The 16,190-nt window shown below is 72.5% G+C and carries 13 protein-coding genes; all 13 read right to left on the reverse strand.

What is annotated here, in order from left to right:
- Positions 1-18: 18 nt before the first annotated feature.
- Genes ACFYO8_RS08900 through ACFYO8_RS08960 form a run of 13 tightly spaced genes read right to left on the reverse strand, consistent with a single transcriptional unit; the run spans position 19 to position 16,093 of the window.
- Positions 19-1,110 (reverse strand): alpha/beta hydrolase, encoded by a 1,092-nt coding sequence (locus tag ACFYO8_RS08900; protein ID WP_354874094.1) that lies wholly within the window; start codon positions 1,108-1,110, stop codon positions 19-21.
- Positions 1,111-1,115: 5 nt separating this feature from the next.
- Positions 1,116-2,114 (reverse strand): LLM class flavin-dependent oxidoreductase, encoded by a 999-nt coding sequence (locus ACFYO8_RS08905; protein WP_354874092.1) that lies wholly within the window; start codon positions 2,112-2,114, stop codon positions 1,116-1,118.
- On the reverse strand, positions 2,111-2,431 hold the full coding sequence (locus ACFYO8_RS08910) for a TIGR04076 family protein (RefSeq protein WP_354874090.1): 321 nt from the start codon (positions 2,429-2,431) through the stop codon (positions 2,111-2,113). The genes ACFYO8_RS08905 and ACFYO8_RS08910 overlap by 4 nt, the downstream gene beginning before the upstream one ends.
- A complete protein-coding gene (locus ACFYO8_RS08915) occupies positions 2,428-3,432 on the reverse strand; it encodes a zinc-binding dehydrogenase (RefSeq protein WP_354874088.1) in 1,005 nt (334 codons plus the stop codon). Before ACFYO8_RS08915 ends, ACFYO8_RS08910 begins: the two co-directional genes overlap by 4 nt.
- Positions 3,429-3,842, reverse strand: a complete 414-nt coding sequence (locus ACFYO8_RS08920; protein ID WP_354874086.1) for a nuclear transport factor 2 family protein — start codon at positions 3,840-3,842, stop codon at positions 3,429-3,431. Before ACFYO8_RS08920 ends, ACFYO8_RS08915 begins: the two co-directional genes overlap by 4 nt.
- The gene (locus tag ACFYO8_RS08925; protein WP_354874084.1) at positions 3,839-5,104 is read right to left on the reverse strand and encodes an amidohydrolase family protein; all 1,266 of its coding nucleotides are present in this window, start codon (positions 5,102-5,104) and stop codon (positions 3,839-3,841) included. Before ACFYO8_RS08925 ends, ACFYO8_RS08920 begins: the two co-directional genes overlap by 4 nt.
- Positions 5,101-6,771, reverse strand: a complete 1,671-nt coding sequence (locus ACFYO8_RS08930) for a hydantoinase B/oxoprolinase family protein (RefSeq protein ID WP_354874082.1) — start codon at positions 6,769-6,771, stop codon at positions 5,101-5,103. The genes ACFYO8_RS08925 and ACFYO8_RS08930 overlap by 4 nt, the downstream gene beginning before the upstream one ends.
- Positions 6,764-8,452, reverse strand: coding sequence for a hydantoinase B/oxoprolinase family protein (locus ACFYO8_RS08935; RefSeq protein WP_354874080.1), 1,689 nt, complete (start codon positions 8,450-8,452; stop codon positions 6,764-6,766). The genes ACFYO8_RS08930 and ACFYO8_RS08935 overlap by 8 nt, the downstream gene beginning before the upstream one ends.
- Positions 8,449-10,500 carry a hydantoinase/oxoprolinase family protein gene (locus ACFYO8_RS08940; RefSeq protein ID WP_354874078.1) on the reverse strand — a complete coding sequence of 684 codons (2,052 nt, stop codon included), beginning with the start codon at positions 10,498-10,500 and terminating at the stop codon, positions 8,449-8,451. Before ACFYO8_RS08940 ends, ACFYO8_RS08935 begins: the two co-directional genes overlap by 4 nt.
- On the reverse strand, positions 10,497-12,530 hold the full coding sequence (locus ACFYO8_RS08945; RefSeq protein WP_354874101.1) for a dipeptide ABC transporter ATP-binding protein: 2,034 nt from the start codon (positions 12,528-12,530) through the stop codon (positions 10,497-10,499). Before ACFYO8_RS08945 ends, ACFYO8_RS08940 begins: the two co-directional genes overlap by 4 nt.
- A 2-nt stretch (positions 12,531-12,532) precedes the next feature.
- Positions 12,533-13,411 carry an ABC transporter permease gene (locus ACFYO8_RS08950; RefSeq protein ID WP_354874076.1) on the reverse strand — a complete coding sequence of 293 codons (879 nt, stop codon included), beginning with the start codon at positions 13,409-13,411 and terminating at the stop codon, positions 12,533-12,535.
- Entirely contained in the window at positions 13,411-14,421 is a 1,011-nt protein-coding gene (locus ACFYO8_RS08955; RefSeq protein WP_354874074.1) for an ABC transporter permease, read from the reverse strand. The genes ACFYO8_RS08950 and ACFYO8_RS08955 overlap by 1 nt, the downstream gene beginning before the upstream one ends.
- Positions 14,422-14,437: 16 nt before the next feature.
- A complete protein-coding gene (locus ACFYO8_RS08960) occupies positions 14,438-16,093 on the reverse strand; it encodes an ABC transporter substrate-binding protein (RefSeq protein ID WP_354874072.1) in 1,656 nt (551 codons plus the stop codon).
- Positions 16,094-16,190 lie beyond the last annotated feature (97 nt).

A 16,190-nucleotide genomic window follows, 5' to 3' on the forward strand; every position in this document is an offset into this window, starting at 1 on the left:
GCGATTCCTCGTGTGGTGTCAGCGACCGAGACGTGCGTCCACGGCGCACATCGTGTCCTGCCAGATCACCGAGGCGCCGTCGATGACGGCGAAGTGGTCCCCCGCCTGTTCGAGGTAGCGGATGTCGTCGCCCGCGCCGGCCGCCGCGGCGGCGTAGCGCCGGTTGGCGTCGACGAGGTCGAGGCTGTCCTCCGTCCCCTGCACGAGCAGGGTCGGCACCCCGGTCGGCAGGCGCCGCATGGGGTCGCTCTCGGCGTACCGGCGCGGCGCCGTCGCCGGTGAGCCGCCCAGCGCCGCGGCGACCGCGCCGTCACCGAGATAGCGCCGCTCGCCCTCGGTGAGGTCGAGCACCCCGGCCAGCGACACGGCGAGCGCGACGCGCGGCCCGCTCGTACGCCCGGCGAGGTCGGCGGCGGCGCGCAGCGCGAGCTGCCCGCCGGCCGAGTGTCCGAACACGACGATCCGGTCCCGGTCCAGCGGCCGGTCGCGGGTCAGCTCCCGCACCGCGACGATGCCCGCCTCCACGTCCTGCGTGGTCGCGTCCCAGCCGTGCCGGTCCGGGCGCCGGTATTCCAGGTTCCAGCTCGCGTACCCGCGCCGGGCCAGGTCGACCGCGAGCGCGTCCATCAGGTCCGCGCCCCAGATCGACCGCCAGAACCCGCCGTGCAGCAGCACCGCGACCGGCGCCGGCCCGGTGTGCGGAACGGACGGCAGCCGCAGGTCGCCCCACTGGTCGGGCTCCGGGCCGTACGCGATCCGGGTGGCGGGCGTCCGGTGGCGGTGCACGGCGTGCCGGACCGCCCAGGCCAGGCCCCACAGTCCCCGCCCGGCCAGGTGCACCGCGCCGGGCACCGGCGCCTCGACGGTGAGGTCGTACCAGACCACGCCGGACGGCTGGGCGCCGATCAGAGCGCGGGCCGCTGGTGTGGGGCCGGGCAGCGCCACCACCGGCTGGTCCGTCGCGGCGAGCAGCGAGCGCAGCTCCTCGGCCGAGGCGGCGGTGACGACCTGACCGGCGATGTCGAGTTCGGCGCAGGTGACGGCGGTCAGCGACGCCAGCAGCGCCAGGTCGGCCACCAGCCCGGGGCCGGCCACGACGGTGAGTCGCACCTGACTCACCTGCGCAGCAGCGGCAGAACCGCCGAGCCGAGCAGGTCCACGCCGCGCTCGTCGGTGAGGCCGTGCGGTGTGCCGAACTCGACCCGGCGTACGCCCGCGTCGATGAGCGCCTGGGCCTGCGCGGCGACCTGCTCCGGGGTGCCGGAGAAGGCGAACCGGTCGAGAACGTCGTCCGGGATCAGCCGGCCCGCCGCCTCGTCCTCGCCCGCGTCGACGAGGTCGCCGACGCGCTTCACCAGGTCCTCGGGCATCTCGACGGTCGGGTCCAGCTCCGCCACCACGGCCAGGTACATGGCCACCTCGGTACGGGCCTTGGCGCGGGCCGCCTCGCCGTCGGTGTCGACGACTGTCACCGCGCCGAGCACGATGCCGACGTCGGCGACGTCGCGTCCGGCCTTCTCCGCGCCGGCCCGCAGCCGGTCGCGGATCACCGGGACCATGTCCGGGTTGGCGCTGCCGCCCACCTTGATCTCGTCGGCGATCCGTCCGGCCAGCGCCGCGCCCTGCGGGCCCCACGCGCCGAGCAGCAGCGGCGGGTCGGGCCGCTGCACGTCGTAGCGCAGCGCGGTGCCGGGGGCGAGCGAGAAGACCCGGCCGGTGAAGCCGCCGCGGTCGCCGCGCAGCAGGCGGTAGACGACCTGGACGGCCTCCTCGATGGTGGTCAACGGCCGCGGCTGCGGCAGGCCGACAGCGCCCAGCCAGGTCCCACGGGCCAGACCGAGGTAGGCCCGCCCGTGCGAGGCCAGGTCCAGGGCGGCGAGCTGACCGGCGATCTCGTACGGCGCCATCGAGTACGGGTTCAGGCAGGCCGCGCCGAGGCGTACCCGTTCGGTCGCCTGTGCCATCTCCAGCAGCGGGAAGATCGGCGGCTGGTACATCAGGTCGCCGAAGACGGTGAGCACGTCGAAGCCGTGCGCCTCGGCGGCGCGCGCCAGCCGGGCGTAGGCGCCGGCCGGCTTGTCGCTCTGCAGGCCGAGTCCGATCTCGACGGTCATGTCAGGTCCGCCGAGTTCATCGTGCGGCGGCAGGTCCGTTCCACCTTCATGACGAGCCGCTCCTCCGGGTCCGGGCAGATGAAGTGGGAGTCCTGGGCCAGCCAGTCCCCCGGCGCCAGGTCACGCTGCTTGGCGGCGAGGAAGGGCAGCACCGAGGCGAGCGCGTACACGCAGAAGTGCTTTCCCTCGGGCAGCCGCAGGTGCGCGCTGTTCGTCAGTTCGAAGTGGTCGCCCACGGCCATGCCGCACACCGACCGGCCCTCGATCCGGTCGACTGTGACCTTCAGGTCGTAGATCTCCATGTCGCCGTCGCTCACGGTCCCTCCCCCTCGTCGATCCGTACGATGATCTTGCCGGTGGTCCGGCGTTCGGCCAGCTCGGTGAGCGCCGCGGGCGCCTCGTCCAGCGAGACGACGCGGCTGACCGGCGGCCGGACCGCGCCGGAGGCGCACATGTCGAAAAGCTCCTGGTAGGCGGACTCGACGGCGCTGGCCCGCTGCCACGGATACTGCGAGCCCCAGGAGAGGCCGACGAGCGTCGCGTTGGCAGCCATCAGCCGCAGCGGGTCGACCGGCGGTGGTGCGCCACCGGCAGCGCCCACGGCGACCAGGCGGCCCTCGAACGCGAGGCAGTCCCAGGAGCGGGCGAACACGTCGCCGCCCACCGGGTCCACCACGACGTCCACGCCCCGGCCGCCGGTGGCCGCCCGCACCGCGGGTACGAAGTCCTCAGCGGTGTAGTCGATCGCCACGGCGGCGCCGTGGTCGCGGCAGATCGCGGTCTTGGCCGGGCCACCCGCCGTGGCGAGGACCCGGGCGCCCCGGGCGACGGCCAGCTGGATCGCGGCGATGCCCACCCCGCCCGCACCGGCGTGCACCAAGACGGTCTGCCCGGCGGTGACACCAGCGCGTTCCAGCGCGAACCACGCGGTCTGATAGGTGACAGGCAGCGCCGCCGCGGTCACCGGATCGATCGTGGACGGCCGCGCCACCACTACCGCGGCGTCCACGGTCACCGTGCTGCCGAGCGCTCCGCGCGGCAGCGCAGGGCAGGCGAGCACCTCCTGACCCAGCAGGTGCTCCGCTCCGGCGCCGGCGGCGACGACCCGGCCGGCCGTCTCCACGCCGGGCGTCATCGGCGGGTCCGGCCGCACCGGGTACTCGCCCCGGCAGAGCATGACGTCCAGGAAGTTCAACCCCACAGTGCGGACGGCGAGCCGTACCTCACCGGGGCCGGGCGGCGGGTCGTCGGGCAGCTCGGCGACCGACAGCACGTCCGCCGGCTCACCGGTCCGCCCGGCGACCAGCCGCCGGATCACGCCGCGCCCACCGGTTCCCGGACCAGCTCGGCGTGGTGGTGCACGATCACCCAGCGGCCGTCGATCCGGCGCACCACGTCGGTGACCCGGGTGATCTCCGGTTCGTCGTCCGGGCCGAGCTGCGCGACCAGCTCGTACCGGGCCACGCCGAAGTCGTCCCAGACGTCGATGCGCTTGTCCCGCGCGGCGAGCACCGCCAGCCGGGGCCGCTGACCCGCCGCGTCCCGCCGGGCGCGGTACTCGTCCAGCTCGGCCCGGGTCCGCAACGGCCCCGGCAGGTGCGTCTCCCAGGTGGTCACGTCGGGGTGCAGGTGCGTGTCGAACCGCTGCTGGTCCCCGGCGAGGAACGCGTCGTACATGTCGTCGATGCCGACGGCGATCGCCGCCGCGCCTGAATCCGCGAACGTCATCGCGTCTCCTCCTGGTTCCGGTCGTCGCGGGCGATCTGCCCGCCCTTCATCACCCACCGCACGTCCCGGAACGCCGAGGTGTCGGCCAGCGGGTCGGCGTCGGTCGCGATCAGGTCGGCCAGCTTGCCGGCCTCGACGGTGCCGAGGTCGGACTCCGCGCCGAGCCACCGGATCGGGCCGAGCGTGCCGGCGTGGATGGCCCGTGCGGTGCCGATCCGCTCGGACATGTACTCCATCTCCCGGATGGAGGCGGTGGTGCCCTCGAACTGCCAGAACGGGGGCATGTCGCTGCCGAGCAGCACCTCCACCCCGGCGGCGACCGCCATGTCGAAGCTCTCCAGGTGCCGTGGGCCGGCGCCGAGCGACCGGCACTGCATCCACTCCGGCACGCCCAGCTCGTCGAAGAACTCCTTGCAGCGGGTCACCAGCAGCGTCGGCACGAGCGCGGTGCCGCGCTCGGCCATCCGCGCCGCGACCTCCGGGGTGAGCTGGTAGCCGTGCTCCACACAGTCCAGTCCCAGCTCGACCGCCGCGCCGATCACCTCGGCCGGTCCGGCGTGGGCGGTGACCTTGCGGCCCCACGCGTGCGCGGTCTCGATCACCGCGCTCATCTCGTCGGCGAACAGCTGGGGGGTGTGGATGCTCTCGTGCTCACCGGCGATGCCACCCGAGATCATCACCTTGATCAGGTCCGCGCCGGCCTTGATCTGGCTGCGGACGCCGTGGCGGAAGCCCACCGGGCCGTCGCACTCGAGCGTGTCGTTGCTCTCGTGGCCGTGCCCACCGGTGCACACCAGCGCCCGGCCGGCGGTGTAGATGCGCGGACCCGGGACGCGCCCGCCGTTGATCGCCCGCCGCAGGGCGAAGTCCGCGTGGTCCTTCTCCGCCACGCAGCGCACTGTGGTCACGCCGGAGTGCAGCGTGCGCCGCGCGCCGTCGGCCATGTAGTGGGCGAGGTCGTACGAGCCCATCCCCTTGACGCCGTCGCCCCCGGAGCCGGGCAGCGACAGGGAGAAGTGGGTGTGCATGTTCACCAGACCGGGCGTCAGGTACGCGCCGTCGAGGTCCACCTCGGTCAGCCGGCCGGCGGCCCGCGCCTGCTCGGCCACCTCGGCGTACGGGCCGACGGCGACGATCCGGTCCCCCCGGACCCACACCCCGGCGCCGGTCACCGGCGTCATGCCGTCCACCACGCGGGCGTCCAGCACTGTGCAGTTGCCGAGCAGCGTGCTCGGCTGCTCGGGCGAATAGGCGGCACTCACGCGATCACTCCATAAACGTCTCGGGCGGCCCGGGCGGAGACGTAGCCCTCGGCCACGTCCCGTCGCACCGCCTCCGGATCCCGACTCCTCGGGTCGCCGTGCCCGCCGCCACCGGCGGTCAGCAACGTCACCCGATCCCCCACCGCCACCGCGGTACGCCGTGTGCTCACCCGGTGCTCCCGGTCCGTGCCCGGGAACACCACCACCTGGTTCGGCTCCGGCTGCTCGCCGCCGGCCAGCGCCCACGGCGCGCTCTTCGTCTTCTTGATCACCGTGAGGAACTCACCCGGCGTCACGAACCGGATGTCCCGACGCAGGCCGCAGCCGCCCCGGAACCGGCCGGCGCCACCGGAGTCCGTACGGATCTCCAGGCGCTCGAAGAACATGCCGGTCTTCGACTCCAGCACCTCGACGGGCGTGTTGCGGGCCTGGGTCTGGCACAGGTGGTTCGCCGGTCCGATGCCGTCGTGCCGTGGCGTGCCGCCCCAGCCGACCGGGTCGTTGTTGCTGACCGCGAACATGTCGCCGGTGTCCGGGTGCCGGCCGACCATCATGAACCCCGGCACGTCGCCGCCGGAGGAGGCGGCCAGCCCGTCCGGCATGCCCTGCGCCAGCGCCTTGAGGATCAGCTCCAGCGCGACGGTGCCGGTCCACTGGGTGAACGTGGCGGCCGGATACTGCGCGTGGAACAACGTGCCGGGCTCGGCGCGTACCCGCAGGGGCGCGAAGTGCCCGGCGTTCGTCTGCTCGCCGGGCGTGGTGACCCCCTTGAACGCGACGCGGCAGGTGGCGATGGTGGCGCCCAACGGCAGGTTCACCGGCCCGGGCACCGCCGGGGACGACCCGGAGAAGTCCACTGTGAACTCCCCGTCGGCGACCGTGACTGTGACCCGCATCCGGATCGGGTCGTCGGTGACGCCGTCGTCGTCCAGCCAGTCCTCGGCGGTCCAGCTGCCCTGCGGCAGCGCGGCCACCGCCTCTCCGGCGCGCTGCGCGGCGGCGTCGATCACCCGGTCTACGACAGCGTCGACCACTGCGGGGCCGTAGTGGCGGTACAGCTCGGTCACCCGCCGCTCACCGGTACGCAGCGCGGCGATCTGCGCGTTGAGGTCGCCGAGGACGAGTTCGGGCATCCGCGAGTTGAACCGGATCAGCTCGTGGATCTCCGCCACCGGCTCGCCCCGGGAGTACACCTTCGTGCCGGGGAAGATGATCCCCTCCTGGTGCATGTCCGTGGAGTCGAGCACGTAACCGGGATCCTTGGCCCCCAGGTCCATCCAGTGCGCCCGGATGCACAGGAAGCCGATCAGCTCCTCGCTCTCCGGCAGCACGACCGGCGCGAACATCGTCGCGTCGTACGTGTGCGCCGCGTTCCAGTACGGGTAGTTGAGCAGCACCACGTCGCCGCGGTGCAGGTTCTCCCGGCCGACGTACTCCACGCCCTTGCGCAGCGAGTAGTCGTTGGCGCCGAGGAAGCGGGACAACCCCGTGGACTCCGCGACCAGCCGCAGATGCCGGTCGTAGATGGAGATGCCGAAGTCGTACACCTCGTAGATCACCGGGTTGAACGCGGTGCGCACCAGCGCGGCCCGCATCTCCTCGGCGGCCGAGACGAGGTGGCTGCGGACGACCTCGACGGTTGCCCCGTCGACCGTCGGCTCACCCATCGACGTCCACTCCGTAGACGTCCCGGGCCGCCTCCCGGGAGACGTAACCCTCGGCCACGTCCCGCCGGACCGCCTCCGGGTCGCGGTTGCGCGGGTCGCCGTGCCCGCCGCCACCGGCGGTCAGCAGCGTGACCCGGTCGCCCGCCGCCACCACGGTGCGCTTGGTGCTCACCCGGTGCTCGCGGTCGGTGCCCGGGAACACCACCACCTGGTTCGGCTCCGGCTGCTCGCCGCCGTCCAGCGCCCACGGCGCGCTCTTCGTCTTCTTGATGACGGTCAGGAACTCGCCGGGGGTCAGAAAGCGGATGTCCCGCCGCAGGCCGCAGCCACCTCGGAACCGGCCCGCGCCGCCGGAGTCCGCGCGGATCTCCCAGCGCTCGAAGAACATCCCGGTCTTGGCCTCCATGACCTCGATCGGGGTGCCCCGGCCGGTGCTGCCGGAGACGTGCGTGGCGGCGTCCATGCCGTCGTGCCGCGCGGTGCCGCCCCAGCCCACCAGGTCGTTGTTGCTGACCGCGAACATCTTGCCGGTGTCCGGGTGCAGGCCGACCATCATGAAGCCGGGCACGTCGCCGCCGGAGGAGGCGGGCAGCCGGTCGGGCATGCCCTGGGCCAGCGCCTTGAGGATCAGCTCCACGGCGACGATGCCGGTCCAGAGCGTGAACGTGGGCTGCGGGTAGACGGCGTGGAACAGGGTGCCCGGCTCGGCCCGCACCTCCAGCGGCGCCACGGTGCCGGCGTTCGACGGCTCGTCGCGCGAGGTGAGCGACTTCAGCACGACCTTGCAGATCGCCTCGGTCGCGCCGAACGGCATGTTGATCGGGCCGCGGGTGGCCGGGGCCGAGCCGGCGAAGTCGACGACGAAGCGCCCGTCGGTGATGGTCACCGTGACCCGCATCTTCACCGGGTCGTCGGTGATGCCGTCGTCGTCCACCCAGTCCTCGGCGGTCCAGGTGCCCTGCGGCAGCGTCGCCAGCGCCGCGCGGGTGCGGGCCTCGCCGTCGGCGATGATGCGGTCGATCGCCTGGTCGACAGTGGTCCGGCCGAACTTCTCGATGATCTCCAGCAGCCGGCGCTCACCGGTACGCAGCGCGGCGATCTGCGCGTGCAGGTCACCCAGCACCGCGTCCGGCATCCGCGAGTTGAAGCGGATCAGCTCGTGGATCTCGCGCACCGGCTCGCCCCGGGAGACGACCTTGGTGCCCGGGAAGATCAGCCCTTCCTGGTGCATGTCGGTCGAGTCGAGCACGTAGCCCGGGTCCTTGGCGCCCAGGTCCATCCAGTGCGCGCGGACGCAGAGGAAGCCGACCAGCTCGCCGTCCGCGTCCGGGTCGGCCTCGTCGGGCCGGAACACCGGGGCGAACAGCGTCGCGTCGTACGCGTGCGCCGCGTTCCAGTACGGGTAGTTGAGCAGCACCACGTCGCCGCGGTGCAGGTTCTCCCGGCCCACGTACTCCACGCCCTTGCGCAGCGAGAAGTCGTTCGCGCCGAGGAAGAACGTCAGCCCGGTGGCCTCGGCGACCAGCCGCAGGTCGGCGTCGTACATCGACAGGCCGAAGTCGTGCACCTCGTAGATGACCGGGTTGAAGGAGGTACGGATGAGGGTGGCCCGCATCTCCTCCGCCGCCGACAGCAGATAGCTGCGGACGACCTCGACCTGGGCTCCGTCCAGCGTGGTCATGCCGCTTCCTCCAGGGTGACGAGCAGGTATCCGTGGTCGTCGACGGTGACCCGCTGGCCGCTGGGCACCACTGTGGTGGAGGTGCCCTCGTCGATCAGCGCCGGTCCGTCGAAGGTGTCGCCCGGCTCCAGGCGGGCCCGGTCGTAGACCGCGAACGGCACCACCGCGTGCTGCCCGAAGTCGTAGGCGTCGCGGTGCGCCAGCAGCGCCTGCGACGGGTCGCCGTCGCCGCGCGGCAGGGTCTCCAGCTCGGGCCGGTCGGTGCGGCCGATGCCGCGCACCCGCAGGTTGAGGATCTGCAGCGGGTTGCCCATGGTGTGGCCGTACCGGGCGCGGTGCGTCTCGTCGAACGCGGCGCGGACGGCGTCGCGGTCGAGCTCACGCCCGACGGTGACCATCAGGCTGTGCTCCTGGCCGAGGTAACGCAGCTCGAACTGCCGCTCCAGGACCGCCTCGCCGGCCGGCACGCCCTGCGCCACCAGCGACGTGACCGCCTCGGCCTCGACGGCCTTGAACAGCTGCTCCAGCTCCGCCAGGTCGGCGTCGTCGAGCGTGGCCATCACGGTACGGCTGAAGTCGTTGACGATGTCGGCCGAGAGCATGCCCCAGGCGGAGAACCCGGACGGCGCGAACGGCACGATCACCTCGCCGATGCCCATCTCCCGGGCCAGCAGCGGCGCCAGCAGCGGGCCGGCCCCGCCGAACGCGAGCAGCGCGAACTGCCGGGGGTCGTGCCCCCGCTCGACGGTGATCTGGCGGACCGCGCCGACGGTGCGGGCCAGCAGCACGTCGAACACGCCCGCCGCCGCGTTCTCCACGGTGAGGCCGAGCGGCTCGGCGAGCTGCTCGCTGATCGCGGCGCGCGCCTCGGCGTCGTGCAGACCCATGGTGCCGGCGAGGAAGCGGTCCGGGTCCATGTAGCCGAGCACCACCGCCGCGTCGGTGACGGTCGGCTTGGTGCCGCCCCGGCCATAGCAGACCGGGCCCGGGTCGGCGCCCGCGCTCTGCGGACCGACCTTGAGCAGGCCGTGGTCGAGCCAGGCGATCGAGCCGCCGCCGGCGCCGATGGTACGGATGTCGTACGTGGGGATGAGCAGCGGGAAGTGCTCCAGCTGGGCCTCGTACGCGGCGACCGGGTTGCCGCGCTCGATCACGCAGGCGTCGAGCGAGGTGCCGCCGATGTCGAACGTGAGCACGTTGTCCCGGCCCAGCTCGGAGGCGACGTAGGCGGCGCCGACGATGCCGCCGGCCGGGCCGGACAGCACCGTGTGCGTGGGTGCGGTCTTGGCGACCGCGCTGGTCATCGAACCGCCGCCGGACCGCATGATCAGGAAGCGTCCGGAGAAGCCGCGCTCGGCCAGACCGGCCTCCAGCTCGTCCACGTACCGCTCGAAGATCGGCCGGATGTACGCCTCCAGCACCGTGGTGCTGGTGCGCTCGTACTCCCGGTACTCGCGCACGATGTCCGTCGACAGCGACAGGCTGACGTCGGGGAACTCCTCGTGGATCAGGCGCGCGGCCTCCCGCTCGTGGCTCGGGTCGAGGAACGAGTGCAGGAAGCAGATGGCGATCGAGGTGACCTGCTGGTCCGCCACGAGCGTGCGGGCGGCCTCCCGGACGCTGTCCGGGTCCAGCGGCTCCACCACGCGTCCGCGGTAGTCCAGCCGGCCCCGCACGCCGGCGGTGAAGCGGCGCTGCACCAGGCTCTCCGGCCGCTGGTACTGGAAGTCGTACATGTGGTCGGACGGCACGTTGCCGCGGCCGATCAGGAAGATGTCCCGGAAGCCCTCGTTGGTGATGATGCCGGTACGGCCACCACGACGCTCCAGCACCGCGTTGAGGCCGAGGGTGGTGCCGTGGATGAACAGCTCCACCTCCGACAGGTCGGTGCCGAGCGCGGTGATCGCGTTGAGGACACCGTCCGCGGGCCGGGCCGGGGTCGTCGCCGCCTTGCGGAAGCGGACCCGGTTGGTGCGCGTGTCGAGTTCCATGGCGTCCACGAAGGTCCCGCCGATGTCGACGGCGAGCCGGATGGGGCGACGGGTCATGGCGTGACAGCCTGCCTTCCGATGAGGGCGGGAAGCTCGGGAACGCGCCAGCAGGCGGCCCGGCTCTCGCCGTACGACTGAAGCTCCTGCTGCTCCGATCGGCACCGGTCGGTGACGAACGGGCACCGGGCGGCCAGTGGGCACCCGGTCGCGGCGTCGGCTTCCTCCAGGTCCTTGACCAGCTCGACGGCCTCGCCGCCGGACCCGGTCGTCCCGCCGAGGCGGGGGGCGCTGCCCAGCAGCGCCCGGGTGTACGGGTGACGGGGCGTGTCGAAGACGACGTCCACCGGCCCCTCCTCGACGACCTGGCCGAGGTAGAGCACCACGACCCGGTCGGCGAACCCGCGCACTGTCGCCAGGTCGTGGGAGATGAACACCGAGGCGCGGTCCGCGTCGGCCGCCACGTCGGCGATCACGTCGAGGATCTGCGCCTGGACGGTGACGTCCAGCGCGGAGGTCGGCTCGTCGAAGACGATCAGGTCCGGCTCACCGACCAGCGCGCGGGCGATGCCGATGCGTTGCGCCTGGCCGCCGGACAGCTCGTGCGGGTAGCGCTGGAGGATCGACCGGTCCAGCTCCATCCGGTCCAGCACGGCGGTGACGCGCGCCTCCCGTTGCGCCGGGGACAGGCCCGCGGCACGCAGCGGCTCGGCGATGGAGTCGCCGACGGGACGGCGCGGGCTCAGCGAGCCGATCGGGTCCTGGAACACGAGCTGCGCCCGGGTCCGGGCCCGGCGCAGCGCCCGGCCCCGCGGACGAGGGCGGCCCGGCTGCTTGACCAGCGCCTGCCCGGCGACCGTGACGGTGCCGGACGTGGGCGCGACCAGGCCCATCACGAGCTTGGCGAGCGTGCTCTTGCCGCAACCGCTCTCGCCCACCACGCCCAGCGTCTCGCCCGGCCCGAGCCGCAGCGTGACGCCGCGCAGCGCGTGGTGCCCGCCGGAACCGAACCGGCTGCGGTAGACGACGTGCGCGTCCTCGATCTCCAGCACGGCCGGCTTCGGGTCCGCGCCGGCCGGCCCCGCACCGGACGCCACCGGCGTGTGCGAAGCCGGCGGCACGTCGGCGTCCAGCGGCCGGGTCTGCGGGTGGAAGCAGGCGAGCGACCACTCGCCGCCGCCGGGCACCGGCGTGGTGGCCGGGCGGCGCGACGAGCAGGTGCGGTCGGCGTGCGCGCAGCGGGCGACGAACGGGCAGTTGTGCGGCGCCTCGGTCAGCAGCGGCATGGCGCCGGGGGTGGCGACGACCGGCCGGCCGCCGACGTCCGGCACCGAGCGCAGCAGCGCCCGGGTGTACGGGTGCGCGGGCTCCCGCAGCACCTGCGCGGCCGGTCCGCTCTCCACCACGGTGCCGGCGTAGAGCACCACCACCCGGTCGCAGACCTCCGCGATGGACGCCAGGTCGTGTGAGATCAGCAGTACGCCCCGGCCGTCGGTGTCGGCGGCGTGCCGGAACTGGCGCAGGATCTCCCTGGTCAGCGTCACGTCCAGGCCGGTGGTCGGCTCGTCGGCGATCAGCAGTTCCGGTGCGCAACCGGTGGCCAGCGAGATCATCACCCGCTGGGCCATGCCGCCGGACAGCTCGTGGGCGTACGCGTCGAGCCGCCGCTGCGGGCTGCGGATGCCGACCGCCTCGAACAGCTCGCGCGCCGCCTCCCGGGCCCGGTCGCCGGACATGTCCTGATGGGTGGCGAGCCGGTCGACGAGCTGCTTGCCGATGGTACGGGTGGGGCTGAGCGCGCCGCGCGGGTTCTGGAAGCAGATGGCGACCCCCCGGCCGCGGTGGGCGGCGAGCGCGGCGTCGTCCATGCGCAGCACGTCCGAGTCGCCGAAGCGCACCCGCCCGGTGGCGTGCGAGCCGCCGGGCAGCAGCCCGACGACGGCGCGGGCCACCATGCTCTTGCCGCCGCCGCTCTCGCCGACCAGGCCGACGACCTCGCCCGGCCGGACGGCGAAGCTCACGCCGCTGAGCGCGGCCACCTGCCGGCCGGGCCGGCGGATCGTCACGGAGAGGTTCTCGATCGACAGCATGGTCACCGCCGCTTCGCGTTGGCGCGGTCCTGCAGGCCTTCGCCGAGCAGGCTGAAGCCCAGGACGCAGACGAACAGGGCCAGGCCGGGCGGGACCGAGGTCCACCACCGGCCGCCGACCACGTCCGCGGCGCCGAGGCTGATCATGGCGCCCCACTCCGCGTCGGGAATGCTCACGCCCAGGCCGAGGAAGGAGAGCCCGGCCAGGGTGAGCATGGCCCAGCCGCAGTTCAGCGGCGCGATCACCCGGACCGGGGTGAGGCTGTTGGGGAGCAGGTGCCGCCAGAGCACGCCGACCGGCGACGCCCCGGAGGTGATCGCGGCGTCCACGAACGGCAGTTCCCGCAGTGACCGCACCTCGGCGCGGACCAGCCGGGCGTACGCCGGCGCGTTCACCGCCGCGATCGTGATGATCAGGTTGATCGTGCCGTTGCCGAGCAGGGCGGCCACCGCCAGCGCGAGGATGAACGTGGGGAACGACTGGAAGATGTCGACCACCCGCATCAGCACGTCGTCGAGCCAGCCGCCGAAGTAGCCGGCGACCAGTCCGAGCAGCGTGCCGACGACCACCGCGAGCGCGACCGCGGCCAGGGCGATGCCCAGGTCCAGCCGGGCGGCGTAGAGCACCCGGCTCCAGATGTCCATGCCGTTGCCGTCGGTGCCGAGCAGGTGGCTTCCGCCCGGCGCGACGAGCGTGTTCGCCGCGTCGATCTCGGTCTCGCCCCACTGGCTCAGCAGTGGCGCGAACACCGCCGCCAGCGCGACCAACGACAGGATGCTCGCCCCGGCGATGATCATGCGACGGGCGAAGCGGCTGTCCCGGTCGCCGCCGGGCACGACCACCGGCGCGGCGGCGGGACCGTCGGTTCGCAGCTCGGCCATCAGAGCCTCACTCTCGGGTCGAGGATCGCGTGGACCACGTCGGCGATGAGGAACACCAGCACGTAGCACAACGCGATGACCAGCACCGACGCCTGCACCACCGGGTAGTCCCGGTAGAGCAGGCCGCGCAGGGCCCACTGGCCGAAGCCCTGCCACGAGTACACGTACTCAACGAGCACGGTGGAGCCGATCGCCGTACCGAAGACCAGCGCGGCCAGCGACGGCAGCCGGACCAGCGTCGCCCGCAGCAGGTAGCCGCGGTGCAGCGTCCGGTCGCGCAGCCCGTGGGCCTTCGCCGCCGTGTACGACTCGGAGTGCAGCACCTCCAGCGCGGAGGCCCGGACGCTGCGCAGCAGCGGGGCGACCACGCCGACCACGAGGGTCAGCACCGGCAGCACCAGGTACGCCGCGGCCGAGGCGATCGCCGGCCCGTTCGCGGTGAGGACGGCGTCGACGAGGTCGGCGCCGGTGAGCGGGGTCAGCCCGGTGTCCGGGTCCACCCGGCCGTTGGGCGCCGGGAACCAGCCGAGGATGCTGTAGCCGACGAGCACCAGGACCAGGCCGAGCCAGAACTCCGGGACGGAGTTGCCGACCAGCGCGAAGATCCGGACGCTGTGGTCGCCGGCCCGGTTGGCCCGCTTGGCCGACCAGATGCCCAGCACCGTCGCCACCACGAGCGCGATGCTCACCGAGATGACGACGAGTTCCAGGGTCGGACCCACCCGGAGCGCCATCTCCGAGCCCACTGAGCTGCCGCTCTGGATCGAGGTACCGAAGTCGCCGGTGAGCAGCCCACCGAGGTAGTCGAGGAACTGCTGCCACAGGGACTTGTCCAGCCCGAAGCGGGCCCGGGCCGCGGCGGCGTCCTCCTCGGTGGCGTTCTGCCCGAGGATGCTGCGGACCGGGTCGCCCGGCAGCACCCGGACCAGGAGGAAGGCCAGGACGACCACTCCGAGCAGAACGGGGATCAGCTGGAGTAGTCGCCTGACGACAAACCGGAGGATTCGCATGAAGGGGTGACGTTTCCTAGGCCGAAGCGCTCAGGTAGCGCAGGCGGGCGAGGCCGTCCATCGGCTGCACCCAGCCGGCGACGGATTCCCGGACGGGCAGGTTGAAGTTGGGCTGGCAGATGACCACCCACGGCACGTCGGCGGCGAGGATCTCCTGGACCCGCTTCCACAGCGCGTTGCGGGCGCCCGCCTCGACGGTGGTGTGCGACTTCTCGTAGATCTGCTCGATCTCCGGGTTGCTGTAGTTCGAGTAGTTGAGGTTGGCGCCCTTGACGAAGCTCGTCGCCAGCATGTACTCGACGTCGTCCACCCAGAGCTGCCCGGAGGTGATCTGGAGCGGGATGTTCTTCTTGGTCCGCCGCTCACCGAGGGTCGCCGGGTCCAGCGGGGTCAGCTTGAGCCGGATACCGGCCTTGGCCGCCTCGCTCTGCACCTGGACGGCGATCTTCTGCTGCTCCTCGTTGTCGGCCTCGAAGACCAGCTCGGAGTCGAGCGACGCCCGGCCGGCGGCGGCCATCGCGGCCTTCGCCTTGTCCAGGTCGTAGGTGAACGGGTAGCCGCTCTCGTCGTATCCGGGCATGTCCAGCGGGACCGGGCTCTTGGCCGCGCGGGCGTCGCCGCCGTACACGTTGTTGATGATCTGCTCGTAGGGCACCGCGTAGGCGAGCGCCTTGCGCACGTTCACGTCGTTGAACGGCGCGGCGGTGACCGACATCTGGATGGCGACCTGGCGGTTGCTGGCCGCCGAGATGACCTTGATGCCCGGAGCCTTCTTCAGGTCCTGGATGTCGCGCTGGCTGACGCCCAGGGCGATGTCGATGTCACCGGCCTGGAGCTGGAGCCGCTGGTTGGAGGCGGCCGGCACCACCGAGATCCGGATGGTCGGCGTCTTGGCCGGGTCGGGTCCCGGGTAGCCGGTGTTCGCGCTGAGCTCGATCTCCTGGCCCTGGGTGGCCTTGGCGACGTTGAAGTAGCCGCCGGTCGGCGGGTTCTTCGCGAACCACTCCTTGGCCCAGGGGTCGCTGCCGCTGGCGTGCTTCTTGGCCTCGGCGGAGTCGAAGACGTACAGCGAGATCGCCTGGATCTGCCGGGTCAGGGCGCTCGGGAACGCCTGGTGGAACTCAACCGTGTAGTCGTCGACGACCTTGACCTGGTCCGCGCTGGTCAGGCCGATGGTGCGGTAGACGCCCGCCACGTTGGCCTGGGCGGCGAACGCGCGGTCCTTCGACCACTTCACGTCGGCGGCCTTCATCTCGTTGCCGCTGGCGAACTTCACGCCCCGGCGCAGCTTGAGGGTCCACACCTTCTGCTCGGCGTCCGGCTCGAACGACTCGGCGAACGTCGGGGTGATGTTCTGGGTGTCGAGGATCTGGCTGCCGCCGGCATTCGTGACGCCGTAGTCGATCAGGTACGGGAAGACGTTCTTGTAGAGCATCAGCGCGGTCAGGTCGAAACCGACGAAGTCCTGGTCCCAGCTCGACAGGTAGCTGGAGACGGCGATGCGCAGCGTCTTGGCGCCGGCGCCGCCGGACTTGCCGTCGCCTGACTTGCTGCCGCTGTCCGCGGCGCAGGCCCCGGTGGCGAACAGGAGCGCGACGCCGCCACCCAACTGCAGGACGCCGCGGCGGGAGAGCGTGGGCGAGGAGGCGCCCGGACGGTGTGAACGAGCCATGAGAAGCCCTCCTAGAAGCACGAGGCGAACGGCCCGAGCTGCGGACCTACCTGGTGTTCTACCGGATTAGGCAGCAGTGAACAATAGGGTGAACAGG

Origin of the sequence: Micromonospora sp. NPDC005257 (genome assembly GCF_042872445.1) — a bacterium.
Taxonomy (GTDB): Bacteria; Actinomycetota; Actinomycetes; order Mycobacteriales; family Micromonosporaceae; genus Micromonospora.

Bases quoted from the DNA above. Each gene is read 5' to 3' on its own strand.
- ACFYO8_RS08940 (WP_354874078.1), bottom strand. From the start codon at position 10,500: ATGACCCGTCGCCCCATCCGGCTCGCCGTCGACATCGGCGGGACCTTC.
- ACFYO8_RS08955 (WP_354874074.1), bottom strand. From the start codon at position 14,421: ATGCGAATCCTCCGGTTTGTCGTCAGGCGACTACTCCAGCTGATCCCC.
- ACFYO8_RS08950 (WP_354874076.1), bottom strand. From the start codon at position 13,411: ATGGCCGAGCTGCGAACCGACGGTCCCGCCGCCGCGCCGGTGGTCGTG.
- ACFYO8_RS08920 (WP_354874086.1), bottom strand. From the start codon at position 3,842: ATGACGTTCGCGGATTCAGGCGCGGCGGCGATCGCCGTCGGCATCGAC.
- ACFYO8_RS08905 (WP_354874092.1), bottom strand. From the start codon at position 2,114: ATGACCGTCGAGATCGGACTCGGCCTGCAGAGCGACAAGCCGGCCGGC.
- ACFYO8_RS08930 (WP_354874082.1), bottom strand. From the start codon at position 6,771: ATGGGTGAGCCGACGGTCGACGGGGCAACCGTCGAGGTCGTCCGCAGC.
- ACFYO8_RS08935 (WP_354874080.1), bottom strand. From the start codon at position 8,452: ATGACCACGCTGGACGGAGCCCAGGTCGAGGTCGTCCGCAGCTATCTG.
- ACFYO8_RS08945 (WP_354874101.1), bottom strand. From the start codon at position 12,530: ATGCTGTCGATCGAGAACCTCTCCGTGACGATCCGCCGGCCCGGCCGG.
- ACFYO8_RS08960 (WP_354874072.1), bottom strand. From the start codon at position 16,093: ATGGCTCGTTCACACCGTCCGGGCGCCTCCTCGCCCACGCTCTCCCGC.